The organism is Synechococcus sp. R60.1, from assembly GCF_047461835.1.
Classification (GTDB): Bacteria; Cyanobacteriota; Cyanobacteriia; order Thermostichales; family Thermostichaceae; genus Thermostichus.
The window spans coordinates 1-21,154 of sequence record NZ_JANSIA010000048.1 but is presented as its reverse complement, the minus strand read 5'-3'; the positions used below and the strand labels follow the sequence as shown (position 1 = coordinate 21,154).

Here is a 21,154-nt window from a genome sequence, read left to right as displayed (position 1 = left end):
GTTTGGAAACAAACAGAATGCTATCGCTGCATAGTTGAACAGTGATGTTCAGCAGTGTTCAGCGTAAATGTATCAGCATGTCTACCAACTGTCGGTAAAAGGTCTCGTCCACCTCAGCCTCGGTTATGCCTACGGCACCCTAGCGGGAACGGTCAGGGACTCAATGATCAAGAAAGCCCCTCTAGGATGGCCTGATGGAAGGCAACCCGGAAAGCCTGGAATCCGTTCTCCCGCCGACCGTGGTAGACGGCGTTGGTGAGCAGCGTCACCACCAGCTCCCGCTCTGGATCGATCCACAGGGAGGTTCCGGTGAAGCCGGTGTGGCCGAAGGCGCTGGGGCTGAACGGGGAGCTGCTGGCCAAGGGATCCGGGGAGCGCAAGGCAAACCCCAAACCCCGGCGCTCGTGACAGCGGTGGGCATCCCCTTGCTGAGGCAACTGCTCGCGGGTCATTTCCCTCACCGTCTGCGGCTGCAGCAGGGATCCCGTCAAAAAACTCTCTCCGAAAGCGGCTACTTCCTCTGCCGTGGCGAATAGTCCGGCATGGCCGGCGATCCCGCCCAGGCGGGCGGCATTTTCGTCGTGAACCTGCCCCTGTAGGCGGCGCTTTCGCCAAGGACACAGCTCGGTGGGGGCACAAGAGACAGAGACAGAGGATGGGTCAAAGGGATCCCCTGGATAAAACTGAGTTTGGCTCAGGCCCAGAGGCCGCAAGATCCGGGCATGCAAGATCTGATCCAGAGGGGTTCCGCTCAGACGTTCCAAAGCCAGCCCCAGCAGGATCAATCCAAGATCGCTGTAGACTCTGCGGGATCCCGGCCTGTAGGCCAAAAAGGTGTGCAGGGCCATGTGCCGGGCCGATTCGGCATCGGGCTGTCGAAAAAGGGGTCGCCAGGCGGGCAAACCGGCGGTGTGGGCCAGCAACTGTCGCACCGTCACCTGTTCTGCTGCAATAAGCTGGCCCAAGGACTCCGGCTCCACAGCAATCCATTCCCCTGGTTGCAGAGGATCTTCATAGGGGGCAATGGGGCGGGATCCCTGAAACTCCGGCAACAGGAGACTGACCGGTTGATCCAGCAGCAACGCTCCGGCTTCCACCAGGGCCATGCAGGCGGTGGCGGTGTACAGCTTGGTCAGCGAGGCCAGGTCAAAACGGGTGGCCGAGGTTGTCGGTTGGCGCCGGGTCTCAGGGTCGAGATGGCCTGCCGCCCTTGAGTAGATACACCTTCCCTTGTGGCGGATGACCACCTGGGCAGCGGGGAAAAGGTGGGGAATGGCGGAGTTGAGCAGCCCCTCCAGCAAGGCTGGATCCCAACCCATCTGCTTCTCCTCCTGGCTTGGGGATCCCCAGTCCAACAAACAACTTGTAACGGTGTTTACAAAAGCCTACCGCTTCCCCAGCTAGGATGCCACCACGGCAGGCTACATCATCAAGGGATCCCGAGTGCGGCTGGAGTTGTTGCAAGCCTTTTTGAACGTGGTGGAAACGGGCAGCTTTTTGGCCGCTGCTCGCCTCAGCGGTCTGACCCAATCGGCTATTAGCCGCCAGATCCAGGCCCTGGAGGAAGCGGTGGGGGCTCCGCTGTTGCATCGCAAAAGCCCGGTGGCTCTAACCGTAGCTGGGGAACGGCTTTTGCCCCATGCCCGTCGCATCTGTCAGGAATGGCAGCGGGCTCAGGAAAGCATTCGAGAATGGCTGCAGGGCCAGCAAACTGAGCTCTGCATTGCTGGGATCCATTCTCTGATCGCCCATCAACTGCCGCCGGTGCTGCAACAGTTTTGCCGGGAGTATCCAGAGGTGCAGTTGCGGGTTACCGCTCTGGGCAGCGACCGCGCCTTAAAGGTGCTCAGGGATGGGCTGGTGGATGTGGCCCTGGTGATGGAGAACCCCCTGATGACGCGGGGGGCAGAGCTGGTGGTGGAGCCACTGTACTCCGAGCCAATTCAAGTATTGATGCCCGCCACCCATCCCCTCAGCCGCTACGAGCGGATCCCCTGGAAGGTGCTGGCGGAGTATCCCCAGGCTGTGTTCAAGGATGGCTATGCCATGCGCTCCTTGGTGGGATCCCATCTGGCCCGGCAGGGGCTTCCCCTCAAAGCAGCCCTGGAACTGAACACCTTGGATGCCTTTCGGGGGGTGGTGCGACAGGGGCAGCTCATTGCCCTCCTGCCGGAGTCGGCCCTGGTGGACTGCTGCGCCGATCCGGATTTGCAGGTGCGACCCACCGAGCCCCCCCTCTTGAGGCGACAGGTGGTTATGGTTACCACCAGCGATCGCTATCGGATCCCTCCCATTCGCCGGTTTTTGCAGTTGGCCGCCCAGCTGATTAGGCAGTCTGGTAATGCTGAGCCTGCTTCCGGCGCAGATCCCCATTGGCCCTCTGCTGGGCTGTTGTCGGTTTTGTAGAGACCTTTTGTAGAAATTTCTGGTCAAATACCCATATCGGTAGTTTCAAGTGTTCCGCCCTTATCTCCCCCTATCCTGAGTAGCCCAGCGCTCCCGACCGCCGATGCTATGAGCCAAGAGTTTCGCGAGCTGTTGAAAAAAATCGGCAGCGGCACCCACACCCACCAGGATCTCAGCCGGGCAGAGGCCGCCAGCGCTGCTCGAATGCTCCTGCGGGGGGAGGCCACTCCCGCCCAGATCGGGGCTTTTTTAATTGCCCACCGCATCAAGCGCCCCACTGCCGAGGAGCTGGCCGGTATGTTGGATGCCTATGCAGAGTACGGCCCTCTTCTGCCCCGGCAGGATCTGCCTCATCCCTTGATCATCTTTGGCCATCCCTACGATGGCCGCTCGCGGACGGCACCGCTGGGGGTGCTGGTGGCTTTGCTGCTGGCAGCGGCAGGGTCAGCCGTTTTGCTGCATGGCTCTGGCTTCTGTCCCACCAAGTATGGGCTGCCCTTGGAAGCGGTGTGGCGGAGCTTGGGGGTGGATTGGCGAGGGCTATCCCTGGAGCGGGTGGGGCAACTGCTGGAACAAACCGGGCTGGGATTTTTGTATTTGCCCACCTGTTTTCCCCAGGCTCAGGCCCTGATGGACTACCGGGATCAAATCGGCAAGCGCCCCCCCTTGGCCACCTTGGAACTGGTCTGGACGCCCTACCAAGGCCCCTTTCACCTGGTGGCCGGCTATGTGCATCCTCCCACCGAGGCCACGATGCTGGAGCTGTTTGCCCTGCGGGAGATTCGGCAATTCACCACCGTCAAAGGTTTGGAAGGCAGTTGCGACCTGCCGCGGGAACGGGCGGCCATTCTCAACCAGGGCGGGAAACGGCTGCTCTTGAAGGCTCGCGATTGTCACTTGGCAGGCCCGGAGATTCCCCTCTCCGGCGAGAAAGAGCTGCTCCAACAGATGCAGCAGGTGCTCAGCGGGGATCCCTGTGAACTCACCCCAGCCGTTCTCTGGAATGGGGGCAGCTATCTGTGGCTCCTCGGGCTTGCTCCATCCTTGCCAGAAGGGATCCAACAGGCGGAAGACCTGCTTCGCTCTGGACGGGTGATGGAGAAGCTGAAACAACTGATCCGGGTGATCGACCTCTCCTAGGGCTGGGATCCCCTGTTTCGATGGCTGGAGTCAAGCTCTCCAGCCCAGGGAAAAAAGCCCCCCGGCCAGCTCCAGGGGGCAAGAAGGGAAAGGTTGGATCCTTCAGGGCAACAACTCTTCGATGGCCTCTTCTTTGGTGTTGGTGCGGCGGGAGAGGGTGCGGCGGTCGAAGGTCATGTGGATCTCCCGGTTTTGCTCGCCATCGGCAGCCACCGCAAAGATGGGGAAGTCGATGTTGCCGTCTGGGAAAGCCATGTGGAAGCGGAAGGTGCCATCGGGGTTGAGCTGGATCTTGCGCCCGCCAATGGTAACGGTGGCATCCGGCTCTGTGGCCCCATAGACAATCAGCTCGGCATCGGCCACCAACCAGAACTTGCGAGAGCGCTGCGGCAGCACTTCGGAAGCCCCCGAGAACAGGCCCAGGCCGGATCCTGAAGCCATCCAGGGAGCAGCGGGCACCTCCGCCATGGCCATCCCCATCATGCCCACACCCGAGGGGATGATAAACGAGCTGATGGCCTGCTCGGGCACCAATTGGCGGCTGCCCATCTGGTGGCTGCCAAACAGGGATCCCGCCACCCGCATCGCCTCAAAGCCGCCCACCATTTCTAGGAAGGGATCGACCGTGGCACCCTGCTGCGGCTCATCGCCTTTGTAGTCCACCACGCCCATGCCGGTGGCGCTGCGCTTGTAGGGCTCGCTGAGCTGGTAAAGGGTGCGGCCCTGCAGAGCCATGTCGAAGGGCACTGTCAGGAAGTGCTCTTCAAACCAGTCGGAGGGAAAGACTGGCGGCACCATCACCGCCGCCGAGCGGGCCAACATCAGCCAGCGGCCATCTGCCGTCCGGTAGCCGATCTCCACAATGTAGGAACGATCGCTCACCGGGATCGGCAAATACCACTCCCGCGCCAACTCATCACAGGGGTACTCCTGCATGCTGTGGGCCGGCTGGTAGCTGAAATCGATATCCGTCACATCGTAGAGGCGCAGCGCCAACTGTTGGCCGCCCTCGCGGCGCTTGCTTTCTTTAGCCTCGTTGGGCACATCCCAATAGGCGTAGGCCCACTGGGGATCCCGCGGCAGCAAAACGATGCGGCTTTCCCCATAGCCCTCCGGCAGATCCCCCAGCCCTTTGTCCACATCGGCCAGATCCGTCTTGCCGGCAACCTCTTGACCCCTAAACTTCGTTTGGGTGACCGATTCTTGCCCCTTGGGCTCCGGCATGGCATCGACAGGGCGGCCAGCTTTGACTTGGGCCTCTCGAATGGCCTCAATCAGCTGGTCTTTGGTCATGCGGCTGTACTTGGGGATCTGATAGCGGGCAGCTTCTTCCCGCAACTGCCGGATGGTCATTTCTTCCAACGGGATCCGCTCTTGTGGCATGGTCGGGGTCTCCTGTCTTCGACAAATCGGGCTTCGTGCAATGCTCCAGCTTTTGTCCTATGGGCCGATCCCAGCTTGTGGTTCTGAGGACAACCTTGAACCTGCTGATGTATCGGCTTGCCTCGGGCTCTCCAGCCGCTGATGACCACAGGTGGGGATCAACGGGGATCATAAAGAATGATGAACCCATGTTTGCGTATTTTTGCCTGTCGGTCAAGACCCTGGGGATCGCTGGGGATCAATCTCTTGTTCTCCGACCCACCTTTAGGGAGAGGCCAGGAGCCCCAGCTGCTCTCAAGCCAAGGGGAAGACTGCGCGGGATCCCCTGCCGAACCGGCCCTGCCTGGGTAGCATGGGGGAGGATGAGCGGTTGCCGAGCGGGCCGCAGGTTTTGAGGCCAAGAGGTGTGGGCATGAGGTGGTGGAAGTATAGGATTCAAGGCATACGGATCCAAGTGAGCTGGGCAGCACTGGGGATCCTGCTGGCGGGGCCGGTCTTGCCGGTGGAAGCTGTGGATGCCCAAACGCTGTTTCCTCCCCTTTACCGCTTGCAAGGGGGATCCCCTACCCTGCCCGCTTCTGAAGCAACGCCCTGGCGTCCAGTAACCCAGGATTCTGTTCCGCTCCCACAAACAGATCAAGCTGATCCAAAAGTCCAGCCGGCCCAACCCGGCCATGGAGAAGTGGCAGAAGGCCCGGTTTTCGATCTGGATCTGTTGCGGCAGTTCGGCACCAGCCCTGGCGGCAGTGGCTCTGGATCCCGGCAGGGGGAAGTGATCGGGCCGGGCAGCGGCCAGAGTGGGGTGCGCGGAGCCAGTCCTGGCTCAGGGGTGGGCACAGGCCAAGGGCCAGGGGGCGGAACGGGTCTGGAGGCGGGATCCCAGCGGCGGGAACCGCAAGTGACAGGGTTGATTGTGGATGCACGAGGCTTGGATTTCTTGCCTAGCCAGTCAATGCGCTTGTTTGATCCCGATGGCAATCAAGTCTATACCCCCGTTACTCTTGGCCAAGACCTCAACGCGGCCTTTGTGGGCAGCGAGGGCACAGCTGCCTATGCCACCTCGGAAGAGCAGGCCCGCTCACTGGTGAACCGCATCGGGGAACGGCCTCACCGCATTCGTGCCATCCGCACCCTGGGCTACGACCTGGTGATTTCCGCCGAAGATGCTTTTAGTCTGCGCCAGATGAATGCGACAGATGGCTTTCTGGATCGCTTTGCTGTGGTGGTCATCTGGGATGGCAGCCAAGCCAGTCTCCCCTGAGGCCCAGGGATCCCAGCATGGCCATCAAAGCACAGGACAGAGGAATGCTAGCCTAGCAAAAGTGCTCTGTCTGCACCACCCGCACCACCTCCAGCGGGGTTGATATCTTCCTGGGGATCCCAGCCCTATGCAACGGTTTGCCAACCAACCTCTGCGGGAACATCCCCACCTGGCGGTGTTTTCCTCCAGCAAGGTGGGCAATTTTGTGGTTACCATCCCGCTGTTGCGGGGCCTCAAGGAAAAATACCCCGGCTGTGTGCTGGATTTTTTTGGCAGCGAGATTACCCGCGACTTTGAGCTCCACTGCCCCTACATCGACTTCAGCTTTCCTCTCTACAGCCGTCGTCCCGATTACCTCGAGGCCCTGACCGCTGCTGTGCGAGAGCGGGTGACCCAGGCCGGCCCCTACGACTTGGCCATCAATTGCGACGAGTTTAGCGAGCTCAACCTGGTGGCGGTAACGGCCCTGCGCCCCCAGTACATTGCCGGGGCCGGCTTGACTCTGGATTTTCGCCGCAAGTTGGACCCCGGCTCCGACCCGGTACAGCGCATGCTCCAAGACGACGACTGGAACAGCCTGGAGTTTTTGCAGCGCTACAAAGGGATCCTCACCAGCAACTACATCGCCGAAATCTTCTGTCGCCTGGCGTACGTGGAGACGGATTTTTTCCGCCTGGAGCTGCCCAGCCGGGATCCCGGTTTTCCGGTGCCAGAGGTCTTGGTGCACATCACCACTACCCGCCGCGCCAAGATGTGGCCTCTGGAGTACTGGCGGCAGGTCATCGAGTGGTGCCAGGGACAGGGCCTGCAGGTGGGGCTAATCGGCAGCGCGCCGGAGCTGCAGCGATCCCTCTACCACGGCGGCAGCGGCGAAGACGAACTGCTGGCCCAAACAGGAATGGTTGACCTGCGGGGCAAAACCAGCCTCATGGAGCTGGCAGGAGCCTTGAAGCGGGCGCGGGTGTGTATCTCCGTGGATGCGGGGCCGATGCACATCGCGGCGGCAGTGGGCTGTCCCACCATTGCCCTGTTTGGCAACGATGCCGATGGGGATGGGGCCAGCCCGGTGCGACTGTGGGCTCCTCGTCTGCCCCACGTCTATCTCACCCAAACCGCCTACAAGTGCCGGGTCTGCGCAGAGAACAAGTTCAAAAACGAAACCTGCCTGGTGGAGGGTCATCCCTGTATGGCCCATCTCAAGCCGGAAACGGTCATCGGCTACTTGAAAGAGATTCTCAAGCAAACCTAGAGGTTCCACGCCCTCACCCCCAGCCCCTCTCCCAAAGAGAGAGGGGAGCTATGGAGCGACGGGGTGAGTTGTTTCATGGCTACTTGAAATGGCCATGTCTTGGGATCCCCATCTTTTTCCCCCTGGGAATCAGGGGGGCCGGTGGGCAGCAAGGAGTGCCCAGGGGCGCAGTTCGGATCCCTGGAAGTCCGTTTAAGCTGAGAGTTCAAGGCTGAAAACTTAGTGCCTAAACCATTTGGGTGTGAGCTGCGACTTTGGAGATGTGGTATCGCCACCAGCTGAGCCGCTTTGCAGAGTGGGGAAAAATAAGGCTCTGGCAAGGAGTTGCCCTGAAGCTGCTGGCCACTGCTTGCTTTGCCTGTTTAGGGGCGATCATCCGGCTCAACACTCCCGCCCTTCACCCCTTTCAGATTGTGTTTTTGCGCAACCTATTCGGGTTTCTCGCCCTGTCGCCGCTGGTGTTGCGGGCTGGGATCCAGTCTCTGCACACCGCCAAGATGGAGTTTTACCTCCTGCGCTCGGCGATCAGCACGGTGGGGATGTTGCTCTCCTTTTGGGCAGCCAGCCTGTTGCCTCTGGCAGAAGCTACGGCGCTGAGCTTTGTTCAACTTTTGTTTGCCGGCACGATGGCGGTATGGGTGTTGGGCGAGCAGATGCGCTCGTCCCGCTGGCTGGGATTGGGCCTGGGGTTTGCCGGGGCTTTGGTGATGTTGAGGCCAGGCTTCCGAGAGTTTTCTCTGGGAACAGGGCTGGCCTTGGGGGCGGCAGCACTCTTTGCCTGGGTGACCATCGTGCTCAAGATCCTCTCCCGCACCGAGTCCAGCCTCACGATTACGGCCTACATGGGCCTGCTGCAGACCCCCCTTTCCTTTCTGGCTGCCGTCTGGGTTTGGACCTGGCCTTCTCCTGAGCAGTGGCTGTGGATGGTGGCCATGGGGCTACTGGGCAGCATTGGCCAGGTGGCCCTCGCCCAGGCCTACAAGCTGGCTGAGGTGACGATGCTGCTGCCTCTGGATTTCTCCCGTCTGCTCTGGGCCAGCCTAATCGGGTTTTGGGTGTTTGCCGAGATCCCGGATGGGTGGACTTGGATGGGCGGAGCCTTGATCTTGGTGGGCGCCACCTCTGGAGCCTACGGCGAAGCCCGCCTGCCCACAATGCCGACCCAGGCCCGTACCGGCGGAGTTTGATAGCAGGCAGATGATCCTCTGCCAGGGGCAATGACCTAGACCCGAGGCAGAACGGGGCTGGAGCTGGTTAAATCGGTGGTGGTAAGGGCCACCAACAGGGCTTCTGGACTGACGGGGAAGGGCAGGTGGTGGATGTCGGATCCTGGCTGGCAGGCCACTTGGGCAGCATGCAGCAGGTCGGCGGATCCCAAGTGACCTAGCTTGAGATCCCGCAAGTTGAGGGGCAGCCCCACCTGGCGGTAGAACTCCAGCAACTGGGTACGTGCTGCCAGCGCCAACTGGCTTCCCTGCAGGATCTCTTCTAGGCGGAGCTGGGCCAAAATGCCGAAAGCCACCTTCTCGCCGTGCAGGGTGGCCCGGTGCCCCGACAAGTGGGTTAGCCCGTTGTGGACAGCGTGGGCGGCCACGGTGCGACACTTAGCCCCACCCATGCCGCCGACGATCCCCGCCAGGCAGATGCAGGCATCCACCACCTGCTTCCAAGCGGTTCCGCCCGGCTCCCTCAAGGCCGCCGCCGATTGCTGGAGGAGCAAATCCCGCAGGACGCGGGCCTGCTGCACAGCGCCAATCACCAGGGCATCTTCTGAACTGCCGCTGCTGACGGAAGACTCGTACCACTTAGCCAAGGCATCTCCGATCCCAGCCACTAGGGTGCGCGCTGGAGCTTGCAGAATCAGCTCATAGTCCAGGATCAGGGCAGCAGGGGCGCGATCCAGGCTCACATCCTGCTGAAAAGCGCCGCTGTCGGAGTAGATATTGGATAGGGCGCTCCAGGCGGCACAGGTGGCCGCAGAGGTGGGCACGGTAACCACCGGGATCCCCAATCTGTGGGCCACTAGCTTGGCCGTATCCAGTGCCTTGCCACCCCCCACTCCTAAGATGCCGGTTACCGATTCCGCCATGGCTAGCGCCTGCAAACGCGCCAGCTCCGACTCGCTGCAATCTACCCCGTAGGTAGTCCAGTGGACTTGGACGGCAGGCTCCCGCGCGAAATTGCGCTCCAGGGGGGCCTCAACTACAGCCAAGGAGCGTTCCCCCCCGATCACCAGCACGCGGGATCCCAGTACCGCAAGGGGCACAGCTTCCAGAATGCCGCTGCCGCGGTACAGCCGACCCGGGGCCAGAATGGCAAGATCCAATTGGCAAGGAGAGGCGCTCAGCATTGCAAGAATGGGCGAGAAAAAGGACTCCGTCCCGCTATCGCGAATAGCTCAGTGTCCGTGAATACAGATAACGATTCTAGCCGCAAAAAGGGCTGCGCACCGCTGGCGCGAATGCAGATGGCTCACCTAAGGTCTGGCTATAGTTAAGCTGTTCATCCCCTCAACTCTGCAGCCTCTAAGGTCTCTGGCCCCCTGACACGTTCGCAGAAGTGTCGCGTAGCGACAACAGTTCTCAGCAAGGGATCCCACCATGAACCCCACAACTCAACATCAGCTCATGCTTAAAATTGTGGCCGGCTCTGCTTGGGCCGATGGGCATTTGGAACCCCAGGAATTGGCCTACTTGGGATCCCTGCTGCGCCGCTATGGTTTGGAGCACGATACCGAGCTGCGAGAACTGATCCAAGAGCCTATCCCAATGGAGCAAACCGAGCGCTGGATGGCCGATTATCTTGCCCAGGCCAGCGAAACCGAGCGCATGCAACTTTTGGGAGCAATCGGCAACCTGATGATCGCGGACGACACGGTCTCTCCAGAAGAGCACACCCTCTTGGATGACTACTACACCCTCATGGCCGGGATCCCGGCTCGTCCAGAAGCTGCACCCAACCTGGTGAAGGGCGTTGGGCAATTTTTCCGGCGCATGGCTAAGGCTGTGGGGAGCAGGTGACGCGAGAGTGCATCAGTCTGTGCAGTTGCTCCCCAATGGTCTGGATCCCACTGACAATGCGCTCCTCGGGTTGATAGCTGAAGGCCAGGCGCAGAGCATGGTCTCCTTGGCCGTCGGCAAAGCAGTGGGTGCCCGGTAGGAAGGTGACCCCCAGGGCACGGGTAGCCTGCAACAAGGTGCTGGCGCTTAGGGAAGGGGGCAGCTCACACCAGACGAAAAATCCACCCCCAGGGGCCTCCACCTTGACTTCGGGCGGAAAATATTGAGCGATGGCCTCCAGCATCACCTGGCACTTTTCTCGGTAGCGACGGGTGAGGAGTTGAATGTGGCTTTGCAGACGGCCCTCCCCGCAATAGCGGGCCACCACCCGGCCCAAAAAGGGCCCCAGGGATCCCTCGCTGCGAAACATCTCCAAGCGGCGGATGATCTCAGGGTGACCACAGGCCCAACCCACCCGCACCCCCGGCACCACAATCTTGGAGAAGGTGCCCACATGAAGAACCCAGCCTTCCCGATCCAGCGCAGCCAAACTGGGCAAGGGATCCCCGGCAAAGCGCAGGTCGTAGTAGGCCTCGTCCTCCACCACCACCACACCGTACTCAGCTGCCAACTGCACCAATTTCTGCCGCCGTGGCCCAGAGAGGGTGCAGCCTTTGGGGTTTTGGAAGGTGGGAATGGTATAGACAAATCGGGGGCGGATCCCTTGGCGAGCCAGATCGCGCAGCACCTCTTCCAGGCGATCCACCACCATGCCTTCCCCATCCACCGGAATCGAGATCAGACGCGCTCCTGCCGCCGCAAAACGGCTGACAGCCCCCATGAAGGTGGGCCCTTCCACAATGACTACATCCCCCGGCTCCACGAAGACCTGAGGCAACAGGCCGAGGATCTGCCCAGAGCCATAGCCGATCAGTAGGTTTTCCGGCTGGGCCTCTACCCCTCTATCCCGCATCAACTGCAGCACCACGTTGATCAGCCCGGCAAACGTGCCGCCGTAATTGAGGGCATTGTCCCCATCTTCCGCCAACACCTCCGCCGTGGCCCGCGCCAAGTCGGCCTTGGGAAACAGGCGCGGATCCGCCAGCCCAAAGGTAAAACTGGTAACCACTGGCGCTGCACCTGGGATCTCCGCCCCGAAAGGAGAAGGGATCACAGCCTGAGCCCGTTGGGCAAAAAGGGTTTGCAACAAGGGCCGCGAAGTGCTACGCGGTGCCGATGCGGACGAGGTCTGGGTCATGGCAAGCAAGAGAAAGAATACCTTAGGCCAATGCCTGCCACGATAACAAGAAAGAACTGCCCAGGAGTAGGGATCCCAAAACCCGCCGCCAGCTCCGGTAGGGGATCTCAGCCAAGACGCCGCCGGCGCTCAGGCATAGGAAGGGGAGCACCACCAAACCCCAGCGAGCACTTTGCTGCAGGGTGTTCACTTGGGGATCCCAAAACCATGTCGCCAGCGCCCCCATCCAGAGGACATGGCCCAAACCGGCCAAGCTGAGCAGGGCTTGCTGCCGTTCTGCCCAGGGCCAGCCCAACCGCACCAAGCTCAACCCCAAGGGCAGCATCAAAGTAGCCAAAACGGCCAAGCCACTTTGGGAGCTGAGAGGATGGGGAATCACCTCAGCAGAGGTAGCTGGCCAATCAATCCGTCCCAACCAGGAAAAACCCATCACCAGCAGCAGCAAAAGCAGTCCTGATGCCCCGCACTGCTGACGCGAACGCAACGGTTGCCGTGGCCACTGCTGGCTCGTCCACAGCCCCGCCCAGAGCAGAGCCAAGGGCCAAACCTTATAAGACAGGGCACAAGCTAAGGCCAGACCCCACCAGCGCAAGGTGGATCCCGGCCCAACACCACAACTGCAAAGCAAAACCAGGCTGCCCAAAATCTCGCTGCCTGGCTCCAACCCTTGGGTCAACACCCAGGGGCTGAGTCCCCATAGACCGGCACTCCAGAAGTTGCCCCAGCTCCAGCACAACAGCAGAATGGCCAAGCAGGCCATAGCTGAGAAGATGTGCAGGATCCCTTCAGCCGAGATCCCGGTTCCCTGAGCCAGCCAGGGCAGTAGCCTGTCGGCAAAAGCGCTCCGCACCACTGACGCGAACGAGTGGTAGAGAGGCAGTTCCGGTTGGACAAAAGTCAGGGATCCCTCAGAACTGCTCACCGGCAAAACGCGCCACCACTGCAGAGGAGCCGGTTGCCCCCAAGAGCGGAGTCGCTGCCCCAAAAGAAGGCCCATCCCTCCCCATAGCAGCCAGTGGCCCATGAAACCAAAACCAACCAAACGCCGAAGGCGATGGTTGTCCCTGTTGGAGGAGCTCAGGCGGGGAAATGAGCCGCGGGGCAGCCGCTTGCCCGGGCGGGGTGTGGCGGGGGGAAACTTCATGGGTAAACCCTAGCCTGTTCGCATGAGCAGTGCAGAACACTATCCCTACACGGGGTGGGCCCTCGACCGGCAGCAGAACATCCAACGCCCTCTACTCTTGGCCGGTTGGGGAGAAAAAGTGCCCCTTCGTTACTTCCAAAAGAGAATCTCCCCGCGTGACATACTCCCGCACTCATGCTGACGCAAAGCGCTCCGCGCCGCTAGAGAGAAGGTCTAGTCAACTCTAGATCGCCCGTCAAGGGGCAACCCGACTGTTGCCAGCGGCGGATGGCCTGGGCGGTAAGTCCATTCGTGACATCGCGAATGGGGATCCCCGATCCGGTTACCTGCAGACGCACCAACCGCCAGGGATCCCCAGGGTTAGCCCGCAGGACATAAGCCTCGTAGGCCAGTTGCAGGGTTTCGCTGCGCCGACCGGCCAAGGAGTTGCCCTCCTTTTGGGGGTGTTGGGGCAAGACCAAGCGGCGCTCCAGCGTGGTGAAATACAGCCGAAAAGCTTCTGGCGAAACAGCAGTTGCGGTGTCCGGCAAAACCGGAGCCAGCTCCTGTTGGCGTAAGCGGGCCAGAGACCCTGGAGAGAGCATTTCAACCTCCGGCTTCCCCACCAGCACAACCTGAAACTCAGAGCGGGAGCGGCTCAAGGCCAGATTGAGGAACAAGGGCAACTGCTCCGTTAGAGCCTCAGCCCAAACCTGGGGAGCAGCCAGACAAGCTTCCCCTCTTGCCGGAACGAAATGCTCCGCACCCCTAACGCGCCCAGGAGTGCTGACCAGGCCCAAAACCACCGACAAACCGACTCCTAGCCAACATCTCCTGCCGGATCCAGCCGGCCTTTTTTCAGGGATCCACTGCACAAGCCTACGGCGTCGTTGCATTACAGAACTACCCCAATAACATCGGGCATCTCCCCACACCCTCACCCGGCAGCATCCCATGAGGCTTGGAAGCGCCGCAAGGCGGCCACGGGATCGGGAGAAGCGGTGATGGGGCGGCCCACCACCAAATAATCGGCTCCTGCCCGCAGAGCTTCGTCGGGCGTGCAGATGCGCTGTTGATCCTCCTCTCCATCCCCCGCCTTGGCTTGGCCCAGACGGATCCCAGGAGTAACCAGCAAAACCTCCGGCCCCAAAGCTTGGCGCAACCGCGAGACCTCCTGAGGAGAGCAAACCAGTCCAGTAAAGCCTTGAGCTTGAGCCAGCCGGGCCAAATGCAACACGTAGTCGGCGGGATCCATCTCGATGCCCAATTCCTGTCGCACCTGCGGGGGGCTGAGGCTGGTTAAGAGGGTAACCGCCAACAGCCGACAAGAACTGCCCTGGGCGGCTGCCACGGCTGCCCGCAACATGGCACTGCCACCGGCAGCATGGACGGTGAGCAGATCCACTCCATAGCTGACGGCCACCGCCGTGGCCCTCCCCACGGTGTGGGGAATGTCGTGCAGCTTCAAATCCAGAAAAATGCGCTTGCCCCTTTCCTTGAGAGCCTGCAGAACGGAAAAACCCGCAGCAGTGAACAACTCCAGACCCACCTTCCACCACAGCACCTGCGGCAAAGAGTCCACCCACTCCAAAGCCTGCTCTTGAGAAGAAGTATCCAGCGCAACAATCAGGCGGTCACCCTTCATCGGGGCTCATTCCGGGGCTCATAGTGGGGACAGCCCTCACAGGGGCCGCAGGGGTTGACGGCGCAGCGCAACTCTGGAGAATGGGCATTGTAGCGGCAGGTGGGATCCCCGATGTATTCTGGCGGCGAAGCCACGTAAGTGTAAACAACCACGCCCCCAAATCCTATCGGGCTGACGAAGAAACGACTGGTGGTGAAAGATTCGCCAGAAGGGTTGAGGGTTTCCTCAAAGGGTTCTGGCTCAGGCTCCAGCTCCACTTCCTCCTCCAGATTCCAGAGGGCTTCCCACTGCCTAAGGGTTTCCTGTAAAGGCACAGCCAAGTGCTCTGCCAGCTCCATCAGGGCAGTCTCCAAAGAGGCCAAACTTTCTTCGGCCACTTGGGCAAAGGCTGCAACCCATTCCTCCAAAAGTTTCTCAAAATCCATGCAGCAGCGACCTAGAGGCTCCTTCTTCACCTTACCGCCAGCCTGGGCAACCTTTAACTTCCTCCCCGGCAAACGGCATCCACTAGAGCTTGATTCACCAATGGAAACAGCTCCGCCAGTTCTTCTGTGGATAGGTTTCCGGTGCAGACATTGGCGCGAATATGCCACTCTGCCCACATTTGCGCCGAAGGAGCAGCAGGATCCCGGCCCTCCTCAGAACCCGAACCGCCCACAGGTACCCGAGGGAGGCTACGTCCCGACCCAAGGTTCAGTTGCAGTACGCTGTCACGGTTGATGCCAGTCAGCGAGGTTTGAGCGTTAGCCTCCTCAAGGAAAGCGAGAGAGAAAGCCAAAGCCATCCCAGCTAATCCCCAGAAAACAGCGCGGTAAACCATGGGATCTCCAGTAGTTAGATAGAGCCCTGTCTTGAGCGCAATTATAGCCACTACTTCCCGTTCCTCCGGGCAGAGCCGGGCTAAGTCTTCCTACGACCGCAGGCCGATTCCCGACCACTGCACGCAATGACGGCCCTGCTCATCCTTCAGGGATCCATCGCGGCGGTAGGAAAAGAAATCTTGGGGTTGGCTGAGGGTGCAATGGGGGCTGACGGCAATGTGTTCAGGGGGGATCCCTTGGGCTTGGGCTTGGGCACCGTTGACCCAGCGCAGATCCAGGCGAACCTTGCCAGGCAGAGGATCGGGCAAGAGAGCGGCGCGGGCATCCAGCCCCGGGGGTAGGCTTTGCAGCACCAGCTCCGCCACCTCCTCTGACACCTGATAGACTGACCCCGAAATAGAGGGCCCGATGGCCACGCGGATCCCAGCAGCAGGGATCCCCGCCTGTAAAAACTCCTGCAGCACCTTGGACAAGATCCCCGCAGCAGTGCCTCTCCAGCCGGCGTGAATGGCTGCCACCCATTCTTGGCTGGCCACCAAAATCGGCACACAGTCAGCGGTGCAGACCCAGGCAGAATCTCCTTGGCGGCGGGCAATGACCGCATCCGCCTGAGAACGGGTAGGGATCCCTTGACCAACAGAGCAGTCCTGCTCTCCCTTCTGTCCAAGGGTTTCCGTGATCCCATCTGCCCAAGCCCAGTTGCAGCCATGCACCTGATGGCCCCACGCGGCCCGTTCAGGGGGCAGTTGCAGCCGAGCGGCCAACTGAGATGGGGGATGGGGATGACCTTGGCGAGAGCCAAAAGCGTGAGGCCACTCCGCCAAAAGCTGACACTCCAGCCAGCGCCATCTCTCTGCCTGCTGCCAAACCCACAAGGCGGAGCCACTCATCGGCGGGAGCTACCCGGACCAGCAATCGGCGGGGATCCTTGAGACCGATGTTGGGCGCGGAGATGGCCCACCCGCTCTTCCAAACACATCTTCAGCTCAGCAGGGTTAAACAGCATCGGCAAAAAATGAATGCTTTTGGTTTCTCGGAAAAAGAACAACACCGGCAGCGGCGGCCAGAAAATTTGCCAATCCTGCCACTCGCTGTAGGGAAACTCGCGGATGCGCTTGGAGCCGCTGTAGACCTGCAGCGCCGTCCTGGTAAAGGCCAGACCGATCAGAGAGGTCTGCACCATCAAAAACAGGCCAAACAGGCCCACCCCTAGCCCCGCCCAAAACGAAAGCCAGAACAGCGGCACCGCCAAAGCCAACACCGACAGGCTGAGGCGAAAATCCGGGGTCAATAGATGGGCAGAATTGGGTCTAATCATGCCCCATTTCTCCTCTCGGGGATCCCAGACCCATTCTAGGCCGCCTCGGCAACTCTTCAGAAGTCAGAGGATCTGTAGGACATAGAGGAGAGAGCCTCTTCTCGAAATCAGGGAACGAGGGGCAAACCGAACCCGTTTTTTGAGTTATCCCGAAAAATACTTGGGATCCTGGGGAAATTGGGGTTTGCCATTGAGCTTCTTCCCACAGCTGGCCGATACAACCGCGCAGGCGGGATGGAATCCTCGCGTAGCTCTCAACTGAGGGCCTCACCGCGTGCGATGGTATACGATAAACTCCAGAGTTCCGCAAGTTTACAGATCAGAACCGGCGAGACATCCCTCGCTCACCCAAACACGGCCTGGGGAAAACCGACATAATACGGATATAACGAGTGCTTACTGCTAACCCGCACAATTCGTTGGGCCTCTCCATGCCTCTCGACCCTCTCTCTCAGTTGCCAGAGGAGCCAACCACTCAGATCCCCTTGGAGTTTTACGAGCGCAGACCCCAGCCTGAGGCAACTGCGGCCTTTCTAACGGTGCTCAGCGGCGCCAATGTGGGCATGACGTTTCCCTTGGCGAGGGGTGGAGTTTTGGGGCGCAGCCACCGCGCGGACATTCAGCTCTTGGATCACGCCGTCTCCCGGCAGCACTGTCGGCTGGAAAGAGAAAGTGAGGGTTATGTTCTCACCGACCTGGAGAGCCTCAACGGCACTTATGTCAACGGCGAGCGCATCAGCCGCGTTCTCCTGAAGGATGGAGATCGCATTCAAGTGGGGGCCAGCACCCTCAAGTTTGCCTACTACGACGCGGCAGAAGAAGCCTTCTTTTTGCAAATGGCCACTGCCGCCCTCCACGACCCGCTAACCGGTCTGTATAACCGACGTTTTTTCCTGAAGCAACTGGAGCTGGAGATCCCCTTTGCTCTTCGCCATCAAATTCCTCTCCACGTGCTCTACCTGGATTTGGATGGGTTTAAGCAAATCAACGACCGCTGGGGGCACTGGGTTGGGGATCAAACCTTAATCCAGGTGGCGCGGCGATTGCAAGCTCACGTTCGCCAAGATGATCTGGTGGCCCGCTTGGGGGGCGATGAGTTTGCCCTATTGGTGCGTGGGATCCCAAACCCGCAAATCTTGGGGCTGACAGAACGCTTGCGGCAGGCCGTCCAGTCCCTGTCGGTGCAGGTGGAAGCGGAGATCATCTCCCTGAGCTGCAGCGTGGGCATCGCCTCTCTGCTGGAGCTGGAAGAAGGAACTGACCCACAAAGTCTGCTGGCTGCTGCCGACAAAGCCCTCTACCGGGCCAAAGCTGAGGGTGGTAACCGAGAGACTTTCCTGTAGCTCGAGGCCACCTGTTGGGGTTCAGGATCCCTCCACCAAACTGGCGTAGGCTTCGGCGCTCATGGTGTCCTCGAGATCTTCGGGGTTGGCAATGCGCACCTTGATCAGCCAGCCATCGCCATAGGGATCGTCGGCAAGGCTTTCGGGGCTCTCCACCACCGCTGTATTCACGGCCACCACCTCTCCAGAAAGAGGGGCATAGAGATCTTCGACGGCTTTGACCGATTCCACTGAGCCAAAGCTTTCCCCTTTTTCAATCTCTGTCCCTTCTTCGGGCAAGCCCACGAAAACGATATCCCCCAGTTGATCGACGGCATAAGCCGTGATCCCAATCACCGCAATATCATCCTCGACATGGATGTACTCGTGGGTGTCCACGTAGCGCAGATGGGATGGATACTCCAGGGCCATGCCGGTTCTCCCGTAGAATTCAGTGGATTATTCTAGGGTCAACCCTTGAAGATGGTAAAGAGCGGATCCCAAGCCCGGCCCGCTAGAGAAACTCCATCAGCAGCCGATTGACCGTTTGCGGAGCTTCCTGCTGCGCCCAATGGCCGCATTCGGGGATGTACTCCTTGCGCAGGCCGTTGGGGAAAAAGGGATCCATCCCCTCAGTTAGCTCGCGGCTGAGGGCAAAGTCTTCTTCTCCCCAAATTAGCAGGGTGGGGGCGAGGATCTGCCGCATGGGCTGCAAAAACAGGTTCTGCAAGGTGGGCAGGTTAAACAGCTGGCGGTAGTAGTTGAGGGCAGAGGTGAGAACCTTGGGTTTGGAGAGGGCCTCTTGGTAGAGCTTGAGGTCGTGGCGGGTGAAGGCGCTTTTGCGCACCGAGGTTTCCTGGAAAATGCGGCGCACCCAATCTCCCAAATCCCACTGCAGCACCCACTCTGGCAGCCAAGGCAATTGAAAAAAGAACAGGTACCAACTGCGGCGCAGTTGATCCAAGTTGCTCAAGAACTCCCGCCGGAAGCAGGCCGGATGGGGAGAATTGAGGACGGCCAGCTTGCGAATCTCCTCAGGAAAAAATTGCGCCCAGTGCCAGGCAATGGCTCCCCCCCAATCGTGGGCTACGACCACCGCTCTTCGGGCCCCAAAGTGGCTTAGCAAGCCGCGGATATCCTCGGTAAGGGTATCCAGGTCATAGCCGTGATCCGGTTTGTCGGAATCGTTGTAGCCGCGCATGTCGGGTGCCACCACGCGAAACCGCTGCGCCAACACCGGAATCTGATGTCGCCAGGAGTACCAAAACTCCGGGAAACCGTGCAACAAGATCGCCAGCTCCCCTTCCCCTTGGGTGACATAGTGCAGTTGAATGCCATTGGTAAGGGCATACCCGTGCTGCCAGGTTCCCATCTTGGCGGCTACCTCAGGAGGAAGACGGGGGATCCCTGCTTCTGCCATGTCGTCTGCTCTCGAGCTAACCCATGATTTGGTATCCACCCATACTAACCTTTGTCGCCGGTCTTCCCTTTGCCGGCGCAGGCTTTTTGAGAGGCATCCTACGAAGAAAGCTTAAGAGAAAGTCTGCGGGTGAACAGATTAGATGAACACTAGCGCAGAAGGCCAAAGCCCAACATCCCCGCAAAGCGTTGCCATTTTGGGAGCCGGGGCTTGGGGAAGTACCCTGGCGATGCTGGCTCAGGGGCAAGGGCACCGGGTGCGGGTTTGGAATCGCCGCAAGGGCCTGGATTTGGCAGAAGTGCTCCAGGGATCCCAAATCCTCATCTCAGCCGTCTCTATGGCGGGGGTACGCCCTGTGGTGGAAGCGGTGCGCCAAGTGGGGATCCCGCCGCAGGCAATTTTGGTCTCGGCCACCAAAGGGTTGGATCCACTGCAGCTTCTGACCCCTACCCAAATTTGGGGGGCCACCTTCCCGGAGCAGCCCCTGGTGGTGCTTTCGGGGCCTAATCTTTCGGCGGAGATCCGCCAAGGCTTGCCGGCAGCGGCAGTGGTGGCCAGCCGGGATCCCTGGGCCGCTGTGCAGGTGCAGTATGCCCTTTCCTCGGAGCGGTTCCGCCTCTATACCAGCAGCGATCCGCTGGGAGTGGAGCTAGGCGGCACCCTGAAAAATGTTATCGCCATCGCTGTTGGCGTGTGTGATGGCTTGCAACTGGGGGCCAATGCTCGTGCGGCTCTGGTTACCCGCGGCCTGGCAGAGATGATCCGGGTGGGATCTAAGCTGGGGGCACGGGCAGAAACCTTCAATGGCCTGTCGGGGTTGGGGGATCTGCTGGCCACCTGCCACAGCCGCTTGAGCCGCAACTACCGAGTAGGCTACGGGCTAGGCCAGGGCCAACCCTTGTCGCAGATTTTGGCGGAGATCGAGGGCACCGCCGAAGGGGTTTACACCGCTCCCGTCGTGGTCGAGATCGCTGCCCAGCACGGCATTCAGGTGCCCATCACCCAGGAAGTGCATCTGTTGTTGCAAGGGCAGACCACCCCCACCGCCGCCCTCACCCGCCTGATGGAACGTCAACTGACTTCGGAATAGGCTGCCTTCACTTCTCCCAAAGGAGGAGGGGGGTTTCTGGCATAACCGCAAATCTGCGGATGAGGAAAGTTGTTCCGCACTCTATCAGGATTTTTGCAGAGCAGGGAGATCCCAGAATGAGCGATTTGGCGGAGTTTTTTTTTCCAGAGTTTCCCTATGCTGCAGCTGTAGTTCTTCGACTTGTTCTTGCATCAACTCGGATCTCTCTGGCTCCGGGAAGGCGGACAGTAGGCCCGACAGGTTGGGCCAGGTCTTTGTTTAATTTTTTACAAAGTTATGTCCAAACGCATCCTGGTGATTGAAGACGAACCCTCTATTCGCACCTATCTGCAGAAGGTGTTGCAACGAGCGGGGTACGACACGGTGGCGGCCACCGATGGAGAAGAGGGCTTGCAGATGGTGCGCACCCTGATGCCCGACTTGGTGTTGTGCGATGTGGTGATGCCCAAGCTGAACGGCTATGGGGTGCTGGATGCCCTGAGATGGGATCAGTCTACAGCTCACATCCCCTTCGTCTTTCTCTCCTCGAAAATCTCTCCCGAAGAGATTGAACAGGGGCTATGTTTTGGCTCCGATGCCTATCTGACGAAGCCCGTTGACCAGAAACGCCTGCTGAAAGCCGTTGCTGCCCAATTGTCTTGAGTTGACCAAAAGGCGCGGCAAGCCCCGTCCTTCAGGGCAGGGAAGGATAGCGCCGACCGTAGCCGACGCCCTTTAAA

21 protein-coding genes are annotated in these 21,154 nt (G+C 60.2%); 9 read left to right on the top strand and 12 right to left on the bottom strand.

The window, feature by feature from the left end:
• Positions 1-167: 167 nt before the first annotated feature.
• Complete coding sequence (locus NW834_RS08190; protein ID WP_414419407.1) at positions 168-1,319, bottom strand: serine hydrolase domain-containing protein; 1,152 nt, start codon at positions 1,317-1,319, stop codon at positions 168-170.
• Between the two features lie 124 nt (positions 1,320-1,443).
• On the opposite strand from NW834_RS08190, the gene NW834_RS08185 reads away from it, so the two are divergent.
• The gene (locus NW834_RS08185; protein ID WP_414343887.1) at positions 1,444-2,406 is read left to right on the top strand and encodes a LysR family transcriptional regulator; all 963 of its coding nucleotides are present in this window, start codon (positions 1,444-1,446) and stop codon (positions 2,404-2,406) included.
• A 108-nt stretch (positions 2,407-2,514) separates the two neighbouring features.
• Entirely contained in the window at positions 2,515-3,546 is a 1,032-nt protein-coding gene (locus NW834_RS08180) for an anthranilate phosphoribosyltransferase family protein (protein WP_414426281.1), read from the top strand.
• A 102-nt stretch (positions 3,547-3,648) separates the two neighbouring features.
• Here the strand turns inward: NW834_RS08180 and NW834_RS08175 are convergent, their stop codons facing one another.
• Positions 3,649-4,929, bottom strand: a complete 1,281-nt coding sequence (locus tag NW834_RS08175) for a DUF4912 domain-containing protein (protein ID WP_011432000.1) — start codon at positions 4,927-4,929, stop codon at positions 3,649-3,651.
• A gap of 454 nt (positions 4,930-5,383) precedes the next feature.
• Here NW834_RS08175 and NW834_RS08170 point away from each other — a divergent pair, with 454 nt between their 5' ends.
• The 3 genes from NW834_RS08170 to NW834_RS08160 all read left to right on the top strand — a co-directional run bounded on the left by NW834_RS08170 (position 5,384) and on the right by NW834_RS08160 (position 8,626).
• On the top strand, positions 5,384-6,190 hold the full coding sequence (locus NW834_RS08170; protein ID WP_148202674.1) for a hypothetical protein: 807 nt from the start codon (positions 5,384-5,386) through the stop codon (positions 6,188-6,190).
• Positions 6,191-6,317: 127 nt separating this feature from the next.
• The gene (locus NW834_RS08165) at positions 6,318-7,439 is read left to right on the top strand and encodes a glycosyltransferase family 9 protein (RefSeq protein WP_414426280.1); all 1,122 of its coding nucleotides are present in this window, start codon (positions 6,318-6,320) and stop codon (positions 7,437-7,439) included.
• A 260-nt stretch (positions 7,440-7,699) separates the two neighbouring features.
• Entirely contained in the window at positions 7,700-8,626 is a 927-nt protein-coding gene (locus tag NW834_RS08160; protein ID WP_414419404.1) for a DMT family transporter, read from the top strand.
• A gap of 35 nt (positions 8,627-8,661) precedes the next feature.
• Here the strand turns inward: NW834_RS08160 and NW834_RS08155 are convergent, their stop codons facing one another.
• Positions 8,662-9,789 carry an iron-containing alcohol dehydrogenase family protein gene (locus NW834_RS08155; protein WP_414419403.1) on the bottom strand — a complete coding sequence of 376 codons (1,128 nt, stop codon included), beginning with the start codon at positions 9,787-9,789 and terminating at the stop codon, positions 8,662-8,664.
• 250 nt (positions 9,790-10,039) lie between these two features.
• Between NW834_RS08155 and NW834_RS08150 the strand changes: the two genes are divergently transcribed.
• The gene (locus tag NW834_RS08150) at positions 10,040-10,459 is read left to right on the top strand and encodes a TerB family tellurite resistance protein (RefSeq protein WP_414351616.1); all 420 of its coding nucleotides are present in this window, start codon (positions 10,040-10,042) and stop codon (positions 10,457-10,459) included.
• Here NW834_RS08150 and NW834_RS08145 read toward each other — a convergent pair.
• The 7 genes from NW834_RS08145 to NW834_RS08115 form a co-directional block, all read right to left on the bottom strand.
• Positions 10,437-11,696, bottom strand: a complete 1,260-nt coding sequence (locus NW834_RS08145) for a PLP-dependent aminotransferase family protein (protein ID WP_414419402.1) — start codon at positions 11,694-11,696, stop codon at positions 10,437-10,439. The genes NW834_RS08150 and NW834_RS08145 overlap by 23 nt on opposite strands.
• Positions 11,697-11,718: 22 nt before the next feature.
• Positions 11,719-12,693: a hypothetical protein gene (locus NW834_RS08140; RefSeq protein ID WP_414419401.1), complete on the bottom strand. Its 975-nt coding sequence runs from the start codon at positions 12,691-12,693 to the stop codon at positions 11,719-11,721.
• A 347-nt stretch (positions 12,694-13,040) separates the two neighbouring features.
• Complete coding sequence (locus NW834_RS08135) at positions 13,041-13,625, bottom strand: hypothetical protein (RefSeq protein WP_414419408.1); 585 nt, start codon at positions 13,623-13,625, stop codon at positions 13,041-13,043.
• Between the two features lie 131 nt (positions 13,626-13,756).
• Positions 13,757-14,464, bottom strand: a complete 708-nt coding sequence (pyrF, locus tag NW834_RS08130; protein ID WP_414419400.1) for an orotidine-5'-phosphate decarboxylase — start codon at positions 14,462-14,464, stop codon at positions 13,757-13,759.
• Complete coding sequence (locus NW834_RS08125; protein WP_369791761.1) at positions 14,461-14,889, bottom strand: DUF6464 family protein; 429 nt, start codon at positions 14,887-14,889, stop codon at positions 14,461-14,463. The genes pyrF and NW834_RS08125 overlap by 4 nt, the downstream gene beginning before the upstream one ends.
• Positions 14,890-15,374: 485 nt before the next feature.
• Positions 15,375-16,175 carry a peptidoglycan editing factor PgeF gene (gene pgeF / locus NW834_RS08120; RefSeq protein WP_414419399.1) on the bottom strand — a complete coding sequence of 267 codons (801 nt, stop codon included), beginning with the start codon at positions 16,173-16,175 and terminating at the stop codon, positions 15,375-15,377.
• Positions 16,172-16,603, bottom strand: coding sequence for a DUF3119 family protein (locus tag NW834_RS08115; RefSeq protein WP_414419398.1), 432 nt, complete (start codon positions 16,601-16,603; stop codon positions 16,172-16,174). Before NW834_RS08115 ends, pgeF begins: the two co-directional genes overlap by 4 nt.
• Before the next feature lie 431 nt (positions 16,604-17,034).
• On the opposite strand from NW834_RS08115, the gene NW834_RS08110 reads away from it, so the two are divergent.
• On the top strand, positions 17,035-17,946 hold the full coding sequence (locus NW834_RS08110; protein ID WP_414419397.1) for a diguanylate cyclase: 912 nt from the start codon (positions 17,035-17,037) through the stop codon (positions 17,944-17,946).
• Positions 17,947-17,967: 21 nt separating this feature from the next.
• Here NW834_RS08110 and gcvH read toward each other — a convergent pair whose 3' ends face one another.
• Both gcvH and NW834_RS08100 read right to left on the bottom strand, forming a co-directional pair.
• A complete protein-coding gene (gene gcvH, locus NW834_RS08105; RefSeq protein WP_011432013.1) occupies positions 17,968-18,357 on the bottom strand; it encodes a glycine cleavage system protein GcvH in 390 nt (129 codons plus the stop codon).
• 82 nt (positions 18,358-18,439) lie between these two features.
• Positions 18,440-19,345 carry an alpha/beta fold hydrolase gene (locus NW834_RS08100; RefSeq protein WP_011432014.1) on the bottom strand — a complete coding sequence of 302 codons (906 nt, stop codon included), beginning with the start codon at positions 19,343-19,345 and terminating at the stop codon, positions 18,440-18,442.
• A 142-nt stretch (positions 19,346-19,487) separates the two neighbouring features.
• Between NW834_RS08100 and NW834_RS08095 the strand changes: the two genes are divergently transcribed.
• Together NW834_RS08095 and NW834_RS08090 are read left to right on the top strand one after the other, a co-directional pair.
• The gene (locus NW834_RS08095; RefSeq protein WP_011432015.1) at positions 19,488-20,435 is read left to right on the top strand and encodes an NAD(P)H-dependent glycerol-3-phosphate dehydrogenase; all 948 of its coding nucleotides are present in this window, start codon (positions 19,488-19,490) and stop codon (positions 20,433-20,435) included.
• Positions 20,436-20,711: 276 nt separating this feature from the next.
• Positions 20,712-21,077, top strand: coding sequence for a response regulator (locus NW834_RS08090; RefSeq protein WP_011432017.1), 366 nt, complete (start codon positions 20,712-20,714; stop codon positions 21,075-21,077).
• Positions 21,078-21,154: the final 77 nt, after the last annotated feature.